The organism is Mesorhizobium sp. M6A.T.Cr.TU.017.01.1.1, from assembly GCF_004023115.1.
GTDB classification, from domain to species: domain Bacteria; phylum Pseudomonadota; class Alphaproteobacteria; order Rhizobiales; family Rhizobiaceae; genus Mesorhizobium; species Mesorhizobium mediterraneum.
In genome coordinates, this window is record NZ_RZTA01000059.1 from 1 (window position 1) to 15,340 (window position 15,340).

14 protein-coding genes are annotated in these 15,340 nt (G+C 62.4%); all 14 read left to right on the forward strand.

Annotated elements, in window-relative coordinates:
- Nucleotides 1-87: 87 nt before the first annotated feature.
- The 14 genes from nuoH (at nucleotide 88) to EOB36_RS19195 (ending at nucleotide 15,013) form a co-directional block, all read left to right on the forward strand.
- Entirely contained in the window at nucleotides 88-1,131 is a 1,044-nt protein-coding gene (gene nuoH, locus EOB36_RS19130) for an NADH-quinone oxidoreductase subunit NuoH (protein WP_095483491.1), read from the forward strand.
- The gene (gene nuoI, locus EOB36_RS19135; protein WP_095483441.1) at nucleotides 1,131-1,622 is read left to right on the forward strand and encodes an NADH-quinone oxidoreductase subunit NuoI; all 492 of its coding nucleotides are present in this window, start codon (nucleotides 1,131-1,133) and stop codon (nucleotides 1,620-1,622) included. Before nuoH ends, nuoI begins: the two co-directional genes overlap by 1 nt.
- 232 nt (nucleotides 1,623-1,854) lie before the next feature.
- Nucleotides 1,855-2,475 (forward strand): NADH-quinone oxidoreductase subunit J, encoded by a 621-nt coding sequence (locus EOB36_RS19140; RefSeq protein ID WP_095483442.1) that lies wholly within the window; start codon nucleotides 1,855-1,857, stop codon nucleotides 2,473-2,475.
- 1 nt (nucleotide 2,476) lies between these two features.
- On the forward strand, nucleotides 2,477-2,785 hold the full coding sequence (gene nuoK, locus EOB36_RS19145; RefSeq protein ID WP_095483443.1) for an NADH-quinone oxidoreductase subunit NuoK: 309 nt from the start codon (nucleotides 2,477-2,479) through the stop codon (nucleotides 2,783-2,785).
- Between the two features lie 11 nt (nucleotides 2,786-2,796).
- Complete coding sequence (gene nuoL, locus EOB36_RS19150) at nucleotides 2,797-4,770, forward strand: NADH-quinone oxidoreductase subunit L (protein WP_128285458.1); 1,974 nt, start codon at nucleotides 2,797-2,799, stop codon at nucleotides 4,768-4,770.
- Nucleotides 4,770-6,275 carry an NADH-quinone oxidoreductase subunit M gene (locus EOB36_RS19155; protein ID WP_127204824.1) on the forward strand — a complete coding sequence of 502 codons (1,506 nt, stop codon included), beginning with the start codon at nucleotides 4,770-4,772 and terminating at the stop codon, nucleotides 6,273-6,275. Before nuoL ends, EOB36_RS19155 begins: the two co-directional genes overlap by 1 nt.
- Before the next feature lie 18 nt (nucleotides 6,276-6,293).
- The gene (nuoN, locus tag EOB36_RS19160) at nucleotides 6,294-7,730 is read left to right on the forward strand and encodes an NADH-quinone oxidoreductase subunit NuoN (protein WP_095483446.1); all 1,437 of its coding nucleotides are present in this window, start codon (nucleotides 6,294-6,296) and stop codon (nucleotides 7,728-7,730) included.
- Nucleotides 7,731-7,734: 4 nt separating this feature from the next.
- On the forward strand, nucleotides 7,735-8,556 hold the full coding sequence (locus tag EOB36_RS19165; RefSeq protein WP_128285459.1) for a biotin--[acetyl-CoA-carboxylase] ligase: 822 nt from the start codon (nucleotides 7,735-7,737) through the stop codon (nucleotides 8,554-8,556).
- 50 nt (nucleotides 8,557-8,606) lie between these two features.
- Entirely contained in the window at nucleotides 8,607-10,277 is a 1,671-nt protein-coding gene (locus tag EOB36_RS19170) for a ribonuclease J (protein WP_128285460.1), read from the forward strand.
- A 130-nt stretch (nucleotides 10,278-10,407) separates the two neighbouring features.
- Nucleotides 10,408-10,812, forward strand: a complete 405-nt coding sequence (mce, locus tag EOB36_RS19175) for a methylmalonyl-CoA epimerase (protein ID WP_095483449.1) — start codon at nucleotides 10,408-10,410, stop codon at nucleotides 10,810-10,812.
- Nucleotides 10,809-11,093 (forward strand): DUF1467 family protein, encoded by a 285-nt coding sequence (locus EOB36_RS19180; protein WP_095483450.1) that lies wholly within the window; start codon nucleotides 10,809-10,811, stop codon nucleotides 11,091-11,093. The genes mce and EOB36_RS19180 overlap by 4 nt, the downstream gene beginning before the upstream one ends.
- Nucleotides 11,094-11,721: 628 nt before the next feature.
- The gene (gene proS, locus EOB36_RS19185) at nucleotides 11,722-13,050 is read left to right on the forward strand and encodes a proline--tRNA ligase (RefSeq protein WP_128285461.1); all 1,329 of its coding nucleotides are present in this window, start codon (nucleotides 11,722-11,724) and stop codon (nucleotides 13,048-13,050) included.
- Complete coding sequence (locus tag EOB36_RS19190; protein WP_128285462.1) at nucleotides 13,047-14,333, forward strand: lipoprotein-releasing ABC transporter permease subunit; 1,287 nt, start codon at nucleotides 13,047-13,049, stop codon at nucleotides 14,331-14,333. The genes proS and EOB36_RS19190 overlap by 4 nt, the downstream gene beginning before the upstream one ends.
- On the forward strand, nucleotides 14,330-15,013 hold the full coding sequence (locus tag EOB36_RS19195; RefSeq protein WP_185928275.1) for an ABC transporter ATP-binding protein: 684 nt from the start codon (nucleotides 14,330-14,332) through the stop codon (nucleotides 15,011-15,013). The genes EOB36_RS19190 and EOB36_RS19195 overlap by 4 nt, the downstream gene beginning before the upstream one ends.
- Nucleotides 15,014-15,340 lie beyond the last annotated feature (327 nt).

Consider the following 15,340-nt stretch of genomic DNA (forward strand, 5'->3'; position numbering starts at 1 on the left):
GACCAACCCGATCGCGCGGGCTTCCGCCGTGATGGCGGAATGCTCGGCGCTGGCGAAAAACGGCTTCAGGCAGGCGGCGGAATAAGCATGGACACCTTCTTCTCCTTCTACGTGCTGCCGGCGCTGATCATCCTGTTGAAGTCGGTCGTGCTGATCGTCGTGCTGTTGATCTTCGTCGCCTACATCCTGTACGCGGACCGCAAGATCTGGGCGGCGGTGCAGTTGCGCCGCGGTCCGAACGTCGTCGGCCCGTGGGGCACGCTGCAGGCTTTCGCTGACCTGCTGAAGTTCGTGTTCAAGGAGCCGGTGATACCGTCCGGCGCCAACAAGGGCGTTTTTCTCCTGGCGCCGCTGGTGTCGGCCGTGCTGGCGATCTCGGCCTGGGCGGTCATCCCGGTCAACGAGGGCTGGGCGATCGCCAACGTCAATGTCGGCATCCTCTATGTCTTCGCCATCTCCTCGCTCGAGGTCTATGGCGTGATCATGGGCGGCTGGGCGTCCAACTCGAAATATCCGTTCCTCGGCGCGCTGCGCTCGGCGGCACAGATGGTGTCCTACGAAGTCTCGATCGGCTTTGTCATCGTCACCGTGCTGCTTTGCGTCGGCTCGCTCAACCTGTCCGATATCGTGCTGTCGCAGCAGGATGGGCTAGGGACGCGGGTTGGCCTGCCCAACACCTTCCTCGACTGGCATTGGCTGTCGCTGTTCCCGATGTTCGTCATCTTCTTCATCTCGGCGCTGGCCGAGACGAACCGCCCGCCCTTCGACCTTGTCGAAGCCGAATCGGAACTCGTCGCCGGCCATATGGTCGAATATTCGTCGACGCCGTTCCTGCTGTTCTTCCTCGGCGAATATGTCGCCATCGTGCTGATGTGCGCGCTGGCCACCATCCTGTTCCTCGGCGGCTGGCTGCCGCCCTTCGACTTCGCTCCCTTCACCTGGGTGCCGGGTCTGATCTGGTTCGTGCTCAAGGTCTGCCTGGTGTTCTTCATGATCTCGATGGTGAAGGCCTTCGTGCCGCGCTACCGCTACGACCAGCTGATGCGGCTTGGCTGGAAGGTCTTCCTACCGATCTCGCTGGCGATGGTGGTGATTGTCGCCGCGTTCCTCAAGATCACGGGGTTTGCGTGATGTCCGCTCTAGCCCAAGCCGCAAAGTCGCTGCTCCTGCAGGATTTCGTCAGCGCCTTCTTCCTGTCGATGCGCCAGTTCTTCGCGCCGAAGGAGACGATCAACTATCCGCACGAGAAGGGGCCGGTGAGCCCGCGCTTCCGCGGCGAGCATGCGCTGCGCCGCTATCCGAACGGCGAGGAACGCTGCATCGCTTGCAAATTGTGCGAGGCGATCTGCCCGGCGCAAGCCATCACCATCGAGGCCGGCCCGCGCCGCAATGACGGCACGCGCCGCACCGTGCGCTACGACATCGATATGGTGAAGTGCATCTATTGCGGCTTCTGCCAGGAGGCCTGCCCGGTCGACGCCATTGTCGAAGGGCCGAATTTCGAATTCGCGACCGAGACGCGCGAGGAACTTTATTACGACAAGGACAAGCTGCTGGCCAATGGCGACCGCTGGGAGCGCGAACTGGCGCGCAACCTCTCGCTGGATGCGCCGTACCGCTGACATTTGACGCATGGACGGGGCGAGCGGCCTCGTTCAGAGGATGATCCCGAAAAGTTGCAGACTTTTCGGACAAGATCATCCTCCGGAATTGAAAGTGTCGCATGTTTTCTTTCGATCCGGGTCTTTCAACCCGATCGAAACATGCGATAGGAACACGAAACTTGCGACCGGAGGCGGTGGCAAACATCGAACAGGACGAACGTCCTGTTTGGACAGAAACCCGGGGGAACCCATGCTGAACGGACTAGAGGCGGCCTTTTTCTACCTCTTCGCCTTTGTCGCGGTGGCGTCGGCGTTCATGGTCATTTCGGCGCGCAATCCCGTGCATTCGGTGCTGTTCCTGATCCTGACCTTCTTCAACGCCGCCGGCCTGTTCATGCTGACCGGCGCCGAGTTCCTGGCGATGATCCTGCTCGTCGTCTATGTCGGCGCGGTCATGGTGCTGTTCCTGTTCGTCGTCATGATGCTCGACGTCGATTTCGCCGAAATGAAGGAAGGCGCCCTGCAATACGCGCCGATCGGCGCGCTGGTCGGGCTGATCCTGGCGGCGGAGCTGATCGTCGTGCTCGGCGGCTATACGTTCGCGCCGCAGCTGGCCGCGACGGTCTCAAAGCCCATTCCGGACCTTGCCGCGCGCTCGAACACGGCAGCGCTCGGCGACATCCTCTATACCGACTACCTCTATTACTTCCAAATTGCGGGCCTCATACTGCTGGTCGCCATGATCGGCGCCATCGTGCTGACGCTGCGCCATAAACCGGGCGTCAAGCGGCAGTCGATCGCTGCCCAGGTCGGCCGCACGCCGGCGACTGGAATGGAAATCCGCAAGGTCAAGACGGGCGAAGGAATCTGAGATGACCGTCGGCATCGCACACTTTCTGACCGTATCGGCAATCCTGTTCACGCTCGGCGTGTTCGGCATTTTCCTCAACCGCAGGAACATCATCGTCATCCTGATGTCGATCGAGTTGATCTTGCTCGCGGTCAACATCAATTTCGTCGCCTTCTCGGCAGCGCTCGGCGATCTCGTCGGACAGGTATTCGCGTTGTTCGTGCTGACGGTCGCAGCGGCTGAAGCCGCGATCGGCCTCGCCATTCTCGTCGTCTTCTTCCGCAACCGCGGTTCGATCGCGGTCGAAGACGTGAACATGATGAAGGGTTGACGGAAACCACCATGTATCAGGCCATCGTCTTCCTTCCGCTGCTCGGCTTCCTGATCGTCGGCCTGTTCGGCACGTCGCTCGGCGCCAAGGCGTCCGAATACATCACCTCCGGCTTCCTGGTGATATCAGCCGTGCTGTCGTGGGTCGCCTTCTTCTCGGTCGGCTTCGGCGAGGGCGAGGTATTCACCGTGCCGGTGATGCGCTGGATCCAGTCGGGCGGGTTAGAGGCCGCATGGGCGCTCAGGATCGACACGCTGACGGTGGTGATGCTGGTCGTGGTCAACACGGTGTCGGCGCTGGTCCACATCTACTCGATCGGCTACATGCATCACGACCCGAACCGGCCGCGCTTCTTCGCCTATCTGTCGCTGTTTACCTTCGCCATGCTGATGCTGGTAACGGCCGACAACCTCGTGCAGATGTTCTTTGGCTGGGAAGGCGTCGGCCTCGCTTCCTACCTGCTGATCGGCTTCTGGTACAAGAAGCCGTCGGCCAATGCCGCCGCGATCAAGGCCTTCGTCGTCAATCGCATCGGCGATTTCGGCTTTGCGCTCGGCATCTTCGGCGTGTTCGTGCTGTTCGGCTCGGTCAATCTCGGCACCATCTTCGCCAATGCGGCGACGTTCATTCCGGCCGAAGGCGCCCCGCAAGGTGCTGCCGTGCTGACCTTCCTCGGCTATGCGCTCGACAAGCAGGCTGCGATGACCGTCGTCTGCCTGCTTTTGTTCATGGGTGCCATGGGCAAGTCGGCACAGGTGCCGTTGCACACCTGGCTGCCGGACGCCATGGAGGGCCCGACGCCGGTCTCGGCACTCATCCATGCCGCCACCATGGTGACGGCCGGCGTGTTCATGCTGGCGCGGCTGTCGCCGCTGTTCGAACTGTCGCATTCGGCGCTGATCGTGGTCACCTTCATCGGCGCCTTCACCGCCTTCTTCGCGGCGACCGTCGGCCTCGTCCAGAACGACATCAAGCGCGTCATCGCCTATTCGACCTGCTCACAACTCGGCTACATGTTCGTGGCGCTCGGCGTCGGCGCCTATGGCGCGGCGATCTTCCATCTGTTCACGCATGCCTTCTTCAAGGCGCTGCTGTTCCTCGGCTCGGGCTCGGTGATTCACGCCGTCTCCGACGAGCAGGACATGCGCAGGATGGGCGGGCTCAGGACGCTCATTCCGAAGACCTACTGGATGATGGTGATCGGCACGCTGGCGCTGACCGGCGTCGGCATTCCGGTGACGGTCATCGGCACCGCCGGGTTCTTCTCCAAGGACGCGATCATCGAAAGCGCCTTTGCCGCGCACAATCCGGTCGCCGGCCTTGCCTTCGTGCTGCTGGTCGTCGCCGCCTGCTTCACCAGCTTCTACTCCTGGCGGCTGATCTTCATGACCTTCCACGGCCAGCCGCGGGCGAGCCATGAGGTGATGCACCATGTCCATGAATCGCCGCCGATCATGCTGGTGCCGCTGTTCATCCTGGCAGCGGGCGCGCTGTTCGCCGGCGTGATCTTCCATGGCGCCTTCATCGGCGAGGGCTATGCCGAGTTCTGGAAGGCGTCGCTGTTCACACTGCCGGAAAACCACATCCTGCACGACATCCATGAAGTGCCGTTGTGGGTGAAGCTGGCGCCGTTCATCGCCATGCTGATCGGCTTTGCGATTGCCTGGCAATTCTACATCCGCGCGCCGGAAATGCCGAAGAATTTGGCGGCGCAGCATCGCGGGCTCTACGCCTTCCTGCTCAACAAGTGGTATTTCGACGAACTTTTCGATCTCCTGTTCGTGCGGCCGGCAAAACGCCTCGGCCACTTCCTGTGGAAGACCGGTGACGGCACCGTAATCGACGGGCTGGGTCCGGACGGTATTTCGGCGCGCGTCGTCGACGTCACCAACCGGGTCGTCAAGCTGCAGACCGGCTACCTCTATCATTACGCCTTCGCCATGCTGATCGGCGTTGCCGCACTCGTCACCTGGATGATGCTCTGATGACCGCCTGGCCGATCCTGTCGCTGGTCACCTTCCTGCCGCTGGTTGGTGTGCTGCTCATCCTGTTCGTCCGCGACGACAGCGAAAATGCACGTCGCAACATCCGCGCCATCGCGCTGTTGACGACGACGTTCACCTTCGTGATTTCGCTGTTCATCTGGACCGGCTTCGACAATTCGGAGCCTGGCTTCCAGTTCGTCGAGAAGTTTGCCTGGCTGGATTCCGGCATCTCCTACCATATGGGCGTCGACGGCATCTCCATGCTGTTCGTCATCCTGACCACCTTCCTGATGCCGCTTTGCATCCTGGCTTCGTGGGAATCGATCGAGAAGCGCGTCAAGGCCTACATGATAGCCTTCCTGTTGCTGGAGACGCTGATGATCGGCGTGTTCTGCGCGCTCGACATCGTTTTGTTCTACGTCTTCTTCGAAGCCGGCCTGATCCCGATGTTCATCATCATCGGCGTGTGGGGCGGCAAGCGGCGCGTCTACGCCTCGTTCAAGTTCTTCCTCTACACGCTGGCCGGCTCGGTGCTGATGCTGCTCGCCATCATGGCGATGTTCTTCCAGTCCGGCACCACCGACATTCCGACGCTGCTGACGCACAACTTCCCGGCGACCATGCAGACATGGCTATGGCTTGCCTTCTTCGCATCCTTCGCCGTGAAGATGCCGATGTGGCCGGTGCACACTTGGTTGCCGGACGCGCATGTCGAGGCGCCGACGGCCGGTTCGGTGATCCTGGCCGCCATCCTGCTCAAGATGGGCGGATACGGCTTCCTGCGCTTCTCGCTGCCGATGTTTCCGATCGCCTCGGAGATGTTCGCGCCACTGGTCTTCGCGCTGTCCGTCGTCGCCATCATCTACACCTCGCTGGTGGCGCTGATGCAGGAGGACATGAAGAAGCTGATCGCCTATTCGTCGGTTGCCCATATGGGCTTCGTCACCATGGGCATCTTCGCGATGAACCAGGAAGGCGTCCAGGGGGCGATCTTCCAGATGCTGTCGCACGGCCTGGTCTCCGGCGCGCTGTTCCTCTGTGTCGGCGTCATCTACGACCGCATGCACACACGCGACATCGACGCCTATGGCGGGCTGGTCAACAACATGCCGAAATACGCCACCGTGTTCATGATCTTCACTATGGCCAATGTCGGCCTGCCCGGCACCAGCGGCTTCGTCGGCGAATTCCTGACCATGCTCGGCGTGTTCCGGGTCAACACCTGGGTGGCGTTCTTCGCCGCCACCGGCGTCGTCCTGTCGGCGGCCTATGCGCTCTGGCTCTATCGCCGGGTGATCTTCGGCGCGCTGACCAAGGACAGCTTGAAAAACCTGCTTGACCTGTCGGCGCGCGAGAAGGTGATCATCTATCCGCTGGTCGTGCTGGTCATCTTCTTCGGCGTCTACCCGGCGCCGGTCTTCGACGCGACGGCCGAATCGGTCAAGGCGCTCGTCACCAATGTCACCGCATCCATCAACACCGCGCAGACCGCGGCGGCGAACTGACTGAGAGGTTTGCGAACCATGACGCCGGACCTTCTCTCCAGCCTGTCGCTCTCGACACCAGAGCTGATCCTTGCCATCGGCGCCCTGGCGCTCCTGATGCTCGGCGCCTATTCGCGCGCCAACACCACCACAACGGTGAGCGGCCTTGCCGTCGCCGTCCTGGTGGTTGCCGGCGTCTGGACGATCTTTTCCACCGGGCAGGGCTACGCCTACGGCGAAGCCTTCGTCCAGGATCCCTTCGCCCGCTTCATGAAGGTGCTGGCGCTGATCGGGTCGGCGGTGACACTGGTCATGTCGATGCGCTTCGCCAAGGCGGAGCATTTCGACAAGTTCGAATATCCGGTGCTGATCCTGCTGTGCACGCTCGGCATGATGCTGATGATCTCGGCCAACGGCATGATCGGGCTTTATCTCGGCCTCGAATTGCAGTCGCTGGCGATCTACGTGCTGGCGGCGATCAACCGGGACAATCTGCGCTCGACCGAGGCGGGGTTGAAGTATTTCGTCCTCGGCGCGCTGTCGTCGGGCATGCTGCTTTACGGCATCAGCCTCGTCTATGGCTACACCGGCAACACCGGGTTCCAGGAAATCGCCACGGCGTTGGGCGGCGGCGAGCGGCAGCTTGGCCTCGTCTTCGGCCTGGTCTTCGTGCTGGCCGGCCTCGCCTTCAAGATATCGGCGGTGCCGTTCCACATGTGGACGCCCGACGTCTATGAAGGCGCGCCGACGCCGGTGACGGCCTTCCTCGCTGCGGCGCCGAAGATGGCGGCGATGGCGCTGATCGTGCGCGTCACCATGGGCGCGTTCAAGCCGATCGCCGCCGACTGGCAGCAGATCATCGTCTTCATCTCGATCGCCTCGATGGCGCTGGGCGCCTTCGCGGCCATCGGCCAGACCAATATCAAGCGCCTGATGGCCTATTCCTCGATCGGCCATATGGGCTACGCACTGGTCGGTCTCGCCGCCAACAGCCAGGCCGGCGTGCGCGGCGTCGCCATCTATATGCTGATCTATCTGGTGATGACGCTCGGCACCTTCGCCTTCATCCTCGCCATGCGGCGCAAGGAAGGCAATGTCGAGCAGATCAGCGATCTCGCCGGCCTGTCGTCGACCAATCCGATCATGGCGACGATCCTGACCATCCTGATGTTCTCTCTGGCCGGCATCCCGCCGCTCGCCGGCTTCTGGGGGAAGTGGTACGTGTTCCTCGCCGCCATCAACGCCAACCTCTACGCACTGGCGATCATCGGCGTGCTGGCCTCGGTGGTGGGCGCCTATTATTATCTGCGCATCATCAAGATCATGTGGTTCGACGAACCGGTCGGCGGCTTTGTGCCGATGGCGACCGAGCTTCGCGTCGTGCTCGGCGTCTGCGGCGCCTTCGTGCTGTTCTACGTGCTGATCGGCGGGCCGATCGGCACCTATGCCGAAGCCGCCGCCAAGACATTTTTCTGACGCGATGGCATTTCGGCTGGCTCCAACAGCGGCCTCGGAAGGGTTCCGGCTCGAGGCACATGACACGGTCGGTTCCACCAATGCGCTGGCGCTGGATCATGCGCGGGCCGGGGACCCGGGAAAGCTCTGGGTCGTTTCAAAAAAACAGGAAAGCGGGCGTGGCCGGCGCGGCCGGGTCTGGGCGACGCCCGAGGGCAATCTGGCGGCGACGCTGCTTGTCGTCACCAACGCCGAGCTTCGCCTTGCCGCGACGCTCGGCTTCGTCGCCGGGCTGGCGCTGGCCGATGCGCTCGACGCCGTCGTGCCGAAGGGCAGGATCGCAATCGGCCTCGACGGCGGCAGCGATGGGAAGAACCGTTTCGAGCTCAAATGGCCGAACGATGTGCTCGCCTCCGGCGCCAAGCTTGCCGGCATCCTGCTGGAATCGGCGATACTCGAAGGCGATCGCTTCGCGGTGGCGGTGGGCATCGGTGTCAATGTTGTGGCTTATCCCAACGATTTGCCATATCCCGCGACATCGCTTAGCGCGCTGGGTGCTGCTTGCGATGCCGAGACATTGTTTCTGGCGCTGTCGGATGCCTGGAGCGAGAATGCGCGGCTGTGGAATGAGGGGCGCGGGCTTTCCGCCGTCAGGCAGCGCTGGCTGGCGCGCGCGGCAGGGCTTGGCGGGCAGGTTGCTGTCAGAATTGACGGTAATGTGGTGCGCGGCACGTTCGAGACCATTGACGAGGACTGCCGTTTCGTGATCCGCGACGATGAGGGTTCGGTTCTGACGATCGCCGCCGGCGATGTGCATTTTGGCGCGGTCGCGTCGGCTCAGGTTTGACGGGCCTAGATTAGACGGGCCTGGTTTGACCGGCCAGGAAAGGAAAGATCATGGCGAAAGCTGAAAACGCCGAACTCGTCTTCGTGCCGCTCGGCGGCGTCGGCGAGATCGGCATGAACTTCGCCCTCTATGGCTACGGCCCGGCCAATGCGCGCGAATGGATTGTCGTCGATGTCGGCGTCACCTTTCCCGATGCCAGCCTGCCTGGCGTCGACCTGGTGCTGCCCGACACGCGCTTCATCGAGGAGAACATCGCCAATCTGCGCGGCATCGTCATCACGCACGCGCATGAGGACCATTACGGCGCGCTGCTCGACACATGGCCGAAGCTCAAGGCGCCGGTCTGGATGACGCCCTTCGGCGCCGGATTGCTGGAAGCCAAGCGGCAAGGCGAGCAGGGCGCACCGAAGATCCCGTTGACGATCTACCGGGCCGGCGAAAAATTCACCATCGGCCCGTTCGAGATCGAGGCGATTCCCGTCGCGCATTCTATTCCTGAACCGATGTCGCTGGCGATCACCTCGCCGGCCGGCACCGTCATCCACACCGGCGACTGGAAGATCGATCCGGCGCCGACGATCGGACCGATGACCGACGAGGCCCGCTTCCGCGCCTATGGCGACAAGGGCGTGCTGGCGCTGATCTGTGATTCCACCAATGCGCTGCGGGAAGGGGAGTCGCCGTCCGAAGTGGCGGTGGGGGAGGGCCTCAAGGGCGTCATCCAGAGCGCCAAGGGCCGTGTCGCGGTCACCCCTTTTTCCTCCAATGTCGGGCGCATCGTCTCCATTGCCAAGGCGGCTAGGGATGCCGGCCGCCAGTGCCTGGTGCTTGGCCGCTCGCTGAAGCGCGTCATCGATGTTGCCGGTGAGCTCGGCTACATGGACGGGCTGCCCGAATTCATCGCCGAGGAGGATTTTGGCTTCATCCCGCGCGAAAACCTCGTCATCATCTGCACCGGCAGCCAGGGCGAGCCGCTGGCGGCATTGGCAAAACTGTCGCGCGACGAGATGAAATCGGTGTCGCTGACAGCAGGCGACACGGTGGTGTTTTCCTCGCGCACCATTCCCGGCAACGAGAAGGGGATACTCGAGATCAAGAACCGCCTGATCGATCTCGGCATCAAGATCATCGAGGACGGCGATGCGCTGGTGCATGTCTCCGGCCATCCACGCCGCAGCGAGTTGCGCAAGATGTATGAATGGGTGCGGCCGCAGATCGGCGTTCCCGTGCATGGCGAGGCGGCGCATCTGGTGGCGCAGGGCTCGCTGATGTCAACGTCGGGCATCGGCCAGGTGGCGCAGGTGCGCGACGGCGACATGCTGCGGCTCTATCCAGGTGCTGCCACGATCATCGACCAGGTGCCGTTCGGCCGCATCTACAAGGACGGCAGGCTGATCGGCACCGACCAGGCAATGGGCATTCGCGACCGGCGCAAGCTGTCCTTCGCCGGCCATGTCGCGGTCAATGTCGTGCTCGACGACAAATATGAGCTCGCCGGCGATCCCGACCTGGTCGCCATCGGCGTCGCCGAAGCCGATGCGCGCGGCGAGAGCCTGGAAGACCTGATGATCGATGCGGCAATCGGCGCCGTGGACTCCATCCCCCGTCAGCGCCGAAAAGACCTCGACCTCGTGCAGGAGGCGGTGCGCCGCGCCGTCCGCGGCGCCGCCAACGAAGCCTGGGGCAAGAAGCCGCTGGTGACAGTGTTCGTCACGCGGTGACGAACAAGGGAGTAGGGGAGTAGGGCAGTACGGGAGTAGGGAAGAGCAAAAAAGCTCGCACGCCTCAATGTCTTTTTCCCTACTCCCCTACTGCCTTATTCCCCTACTCCCCTAACTTTCGGAGCACCCTATGCTCGGACGCCTGAACCATGTCGCGCTTGCCGTGCCGGATCTTGCCGCGGCGACAGCGGCCTATCGCGACACGCTCGGCGCTCGGGTGACCGCACCGCAGGCGCTGCCGGAACATGGCGTGACGGTGGTGTTCGTCGATGTCGGCAACACCAAGATCGAATTGCTGGAGCCGCTCGGCGAGGGTTCGCCGATCGCGGCATTCCTCGAGAAGAACCCCTCGGGCGGCATGCATCATGTCTGTTATGAGGTTGACGACATTCTTGCCGCGCGTGATCACCTCAAGGCCAGCGGCGCCCGCGTCCTGGGCGACGGCAACCCGAAGACCGGCGCGCATGGCAAGCCGGTGCTGTTCCTGCATCCCAAGGATTTCTTCGGCACGCTGGTCGAACTGGAGCAAGCATGAGCTGGGTTTCGTTTATCGCCCTGTTCTTCATCACATGGTGGGTGGTGCTGTTCGCCGTCCTGCCGTTCAGCATGAGGACGCAGGACGAGGATCAGGACGTGACGCTGGGCACTGTACATAGCGCGCCTCGCGGACCGCATATGCTGCGCGCCGTGCTGCGGACGACGATCGTCACGATGGTTCTTCTTGGCATCTTCTATGGCATCACGAGGGGGCTCGGCCTCGGCATCGACGATATCCCGCACATCGTGCCGGATTTTAGCCAGAGCCCCAAGAGTTAGCATAACCGGCGACGCACTATTCGTCGCCCTGAACGCGAGCGCCGATGGGGGCAAAACAAAGCCGGCTTCCGGATTTGTTTTGCTGCCGCGAGGGCGCCACGCGCTCCAAGGGATTAGTATTTACGCGCGTCAATTTCTTGCTTTAGCGGCCGCGCACCTTCGGGCGACACATCTGGATAAAGCGATTTGGCAGTACGTCGTGCTAACCAAATGATTGCACAAAAAAAATGCAAGGCACAAGGCCTTGCAATTTAAACGCGTCCGATCTGTTTCCGGTGTCCGGCGGCAGCGAGTAACCGCGCCTAGATCGCATCCTCCCAAGACTTTGACCGCGTAGGAGGGCAGATTTCTTTCCGCCCTCTCGGTTATCGGGGCACATTAGACCAAGGCGGGTGAAAATGTCACGCAGAATTTTGCCTGGAAATAGGCAATCTCGTGCTGCACTGCACAATAGTGTGGCAAGCGTTGCTTGCGAAACGACCAGCAAGGCGGATGCGGCACTGCGGCACCCTTTGCGGCGCTTGGGGGGCGGGTTTCCATTCCGTCATGAAATGGCTATGAAGCCGGGGCAAGCAAGCCCAGCGCTGCGCCGATTCCGGTGCGGTAACTCTCTCTCACGGACCAGTCCATGCGTTTGTCGCGCTATTTCCTGCCTATCCTCAAAGAAAACCCGCGCGAGGCCGAAATCGTCTCGCACCGGCTGATGCTACGCGCCGGCATGATCCGCCAGCAGGGGCAAGGCAGTTTTTCCTGGCTGCCGCTCGGCAAAAGGGTGCTGGACAAGGTCTGCCGGATCATTCGCGAGGAGCAGAACCGCGCCGGCGCGCTCGAGATCCTGATGCCGACCATCCAGTCCGCCGAGCTGTGGCGCGAAAGCGGCCGCTATGACGATTATGGCAAGGAGATGCTGCGCATCAAGGACCGGCAAGATCGGGACATGCTCTATGGGCCGACCAACGAGGAGATGGTCACCGAGATTTTCCGCGCCTATGTGAAGTCGTACAAGGATCTGCCCCTCAATCTCTATCACATCCAGTGGAAGTTCCGCGACGAGGTGCGGCCGCGATTCGGCGTCATGCGTTCGCGCGAGTTCCTGATGAAGGACGCCTATTCCTTCGACCTCGACTTCGAAGGCGCCAGGGCGGCCTATAACAGGATGTTCGTGTCCTACCTCAGGACGTTCACGCGCATGGGGCTGCAGGCGATCCCGATGCGTGCCGACACCGGGCCGATCGGCGGCGACCTCAGCCACGAATTCATCATCCTGGCCGACACCGGCGAGAGCCAGGTCTATTGCCATCGCGATTATCTCGCGCTTGATGTGCCGGGCGCGGACACGGACTTCTCCAACGATGCCGCGATCGGCGACATCGTCAAGACATGGACGACGCCCTACGCCGCGACCGACGAGATGCACGACGAGGCGGCGTGGGAGAAGGTTGAGACGACCGACCGTGTCTCGGCGCGCGGCATTGAGGTCGGCCACATCTTCCATTTCGGCGACAAATATTCGAAGCCGATGGGCGCCAAGGTGACCGGGCCCGACGGCAAGGATCATTTTGTCTCCGGAGGTTCCTACGGCATCGGCCCGTCGCGCCTGGTCGCGGCGATCATCGAGGCCAGCCATGACGACAACGGCATCATCTGGCCGGAGGCGGTGGCGCCTTTCGATATCGGTCTCATCAACATGAAGGCCGGTGACACCGACTGCGACCGCGTCTGCGATGAACTCCATGCGGCGTTTGTCGCCGTCGGCAAGGACGTGCTCTACGACGACACCGACCAGCGGCCGGGCGGCAAGTTCGCCACCGCCGACCTGATCGGACTGCCGTGGCAGGTGATCGTCGGGCCGCGCGGCGTGGCGGCCGGCGAGGTCGAGATCAAGAACCGCAGGACCGGCGAGCGTGAGACGCTGCCGATCGCGGACGTGAAGAAACGCTTCGGTTCTGCCGCATGAGCGAAGCGGCAGTAGCGAAACCCCTGGCCGCCGGAGCTTTTTCCGTTTTCGAACGCATGGTCGCGTGGCGCTATCTGCGCTCGCGCCGCAAGGAAACGGTGATCTCCGTCATCGCCTCGATCTCTTTCCTCGGCATCATGCTGGGCGTTGCCACGCTGATCGTCGTGATGGCCGTCATGAACGGGTTCCGCGCCGAGCTCCTGACGCGCATTCTCGGCGTCAATGGCCATCTGATCGTGCAGCCGCTCGACATGCCGCTGGAGGACTATGCGCAGGTTGCCGGCCGCATCAACGGCGTGCCCGGCGTCAAATATGCCATTCCGCTGATCGACGGGCAGGTGCTGGCGCAAGGCAATGTCGGCGGCGGGTCAGGGGCGCTGGTGCGCGGCATCCGCGGCGAGGATCTGGGCAAGATTTCGATCGTCGCCAACAATATCAAGCAGGGCTCGATCGCTGGCTTCGACACAAGCGAGGGCGTCGCCATCGGCAGCCGCATGGCCGAGAATCTCGGTCTTGTGCTCGGCGACACGATCACGCTGATCGCGCCCGACGGCGATGTGACGCCGCTCGGCACGACGCCGCGCATGAAGGGTTATCCGGTCACGGCGATCTTCGAGGTCGGCATGTCGGAATATGACAGCTCCATCGTCTACATGCCGTTTTCGGAAGCGCAGCTTTATTTCAACATGGATGGCCGGGCGCAGACCATCGAGCTCTATGTCGACAATCCCGACAATGTCGACGCGCTGAAGCCGAAGATCGAGGAGGCGTCGCAGCGTCCGATCACCATGGTCGACTGGCGAGAACGCAACAGGACATTCTTCGATGCGCTGCAAGTGGAGCGCAACGTCATGTTCATGATCCTGACGCTGATCGTGCTGGTGGCGGCGCTCAACATCATTTCGGGCCTGATCATGCTGGTGAAGGACAAGGGCCACGACATCGCCATCCTGCGCACCATGGGGGCCACGCGCGGCGCGATCCTGCGCATCTTCCTGATGACGGGCGCGGCGATCGGCGTGGTGGGCACCATCGCCGGCGTGCTGCTCGGCGTTGTAATCTGCCTGAACGTCGAGCGAATCCGCCAGTTCTTCTCCTGGTTGGCCGGCGAGAGGCTGTTCAATCCCGAGCTCTATTTCCTCAGCCAGCTGCCTGCCCGCATGGACGCCAGCGAGACGATCTCGGTGGTGCTCATGGCGCTGGTGCTGTCGTTCCTGGCGACGCTGTTTCCGGCATGGCGCGCGGCCAGGCTCGATCCCGTCGAAGCGCTGAGGTACGAATGATGGCCGAGGCCATTATCGAGCTGAAGAGCGTCGAGCGGCACTATGTCCAGGGTCCGCGCAAGCTGACCATCCTGAACGGCGCCGATTTTTCGCTGAAGCGCGGCGAGATCGTGGCGCTGGTGGCGCCTTCGGGCACCGGCAAATCGACGCTGTTGCACACAGCCGGACTGCTGGAACGGCCGGACGCCGGCGATGTGATTCTAGCCGGCCGCGCTTGCGGGCGGCTTTCCGACGACGAGCGCACGGCGATCCGCCGCAACGATGTCGGCTTCGTCTATCAGTTCCATCACCTGCTGCCGGAGTTCACGGCGCTGGAAAACATCATGATGCCGCAGCTGATAAAAGGGCTGACGCGCAAGGAGGCTGCCGAGCGTTCGGCGCAGCTGCTCGACTACATGCAGATCGGCAAGCGCGCGCAGCATCGCCCCTCCGAACTGTCCGGCGGCGAGCAGCAGCGCGTCGCCATCGCGCGCGCCGTCGCCAATGCGCCGCTGGTGCTGCTGGCAGACGAGCCGACCGGCAACCTAGACCCGGTCACCGCCTCTTATGTGTTCGAGGCGCTGAGCGCGCTGGTCCGGCAATCGGGCCTGGCGGCGCTGATCGCCACCCACAATCACGAGCTTGCCTCGCGCATGGACCGTCGTGTCACGCTGGCCGACGGCAAGGTTGTTCCGCTTTAGGTGTATCGATATCAGGTGATGCCGGCCTGACCTGAATCTCCACACTTGGCGACTGACTATCAGCATGCTGTCCGGCTGCATTTTCGCCACACGCAACCAGCGCCGAAAACGCCGGAAATCCGGCTCGCAACCTTTTCTTAACCCTGCCGAACTGAGCGCCCGGAATTTCGCGACACGCTCGGATTGCGGTCGTTGACATTCGAACAAAATTAGAACAAAATACGAACATACTGAAAACAGGAGAGCGTTATGACCGGTCTTGTTCAGGATGTCGTGTCACTGGTGTGCATGAGCACGTTTCTCGTTTCCATGGCAATCTGGATCGGA

Excerpts from the sequence above, each read along its gene's own strand:
- nuoH (WP_095483491.1), top strand. The coding sequence starts at position 88 with ATGGACACCTTCTTCTCCTTCTACGTGCTGCCGGCGCTGATCATCCTG.
- nuoI (WP_095483441.1), top strand. The coding sequence starts at position 1,131 with ATGTCCGCTCTAGCCCAAGCCGCAAAGTCGCTGCTCCTGCAGGATTTC.
- EOB36_RS19140 (WP_095483442.1), top strand. The coding sequence starts at position 1,855 with ATGCTGAACGGACTAGAGGCGGCCTTTTTCTACCTCTTCGCCTTTGTC.
- nuoK (WP_095483443.1), top strand. The coding sequence starts at position 2,477 with ATGACCGTCGGCATCGCACACTTTCTGACCGTATCGGCAATCCTGTTC.
- nuoL (WP_128285458.1), top strand. The coding sequence starts at position 2,797 with ATGTATCAGGCCATCGTCTTCCTTCCGCTGCTCGGCTTCCTGATCGTC.
- EOB36_RS19155 (WP_127204824.1), top strand. The coding sequence starts at position 4,770 with ATGACCGCCTGGCCGATCCTGTCGCTGGTCACCTTCCTGCCGCTGGTT.
- nuoN (WP_095483446.1), top strand. The coding sequence starts at position 6,294 with ATGACGCCGGACCTTCTCTCCAGCCTGTCGCTCTCGACACCAGAGCTG.
- EOB36_RS19165 (WP_128285459.1), top strand. The coding sequence starts at position 7,735 with ATGGCATTTCGGCTGGCTCCAACAGCGGCCTCGGAAGGGTTCCGGCTC.
- EOB36_RS19170 (WP_128285460.1), top strand. The coding sequence starts at position 8,607 with ATGGCGAAAGCTGAAAACGCCGAACTCGTCTTCGTGCCGCTCGGCGGC.
- mce (WP_095483449.1), top strand. The coding sequence starts at position 10,408 with ATGCTCGGACGCCTGAACCATGTCGCGCTTGCCGTGCCGGATCTTGCC.
- EOB36_RS19180 (WP_095483450.1), top strand. The coding sequence starts at position 10,809 with ATGAGCTGGGTTTCGTTTATCGCCCTGTTCTTCATCACATGGTGGGTG.
- proS (WP_128285461.1), top strand. The coding sequence starts at position 11,722 with ATGCGTTTGTCGCGCTATTTCCTGCCTATCCTCAAAGAAAACCCGCGC.
- EOB36_RS19190 (WP_128285462.1), top strand. The coding sequence starts at position 13,047 with ATGAGCGAAGCGGCAGTAGCGAAACCCCTGGCCGCCGGAGCTTTTTCC.
- EOB36_RS19195 (WP_185928275.1), top strand. The coding sequence starts at position 14,330 with ATGATGGCCGAGGCCATTATCGAGCTGAAGAGCGTCGAGCGGCACTAT.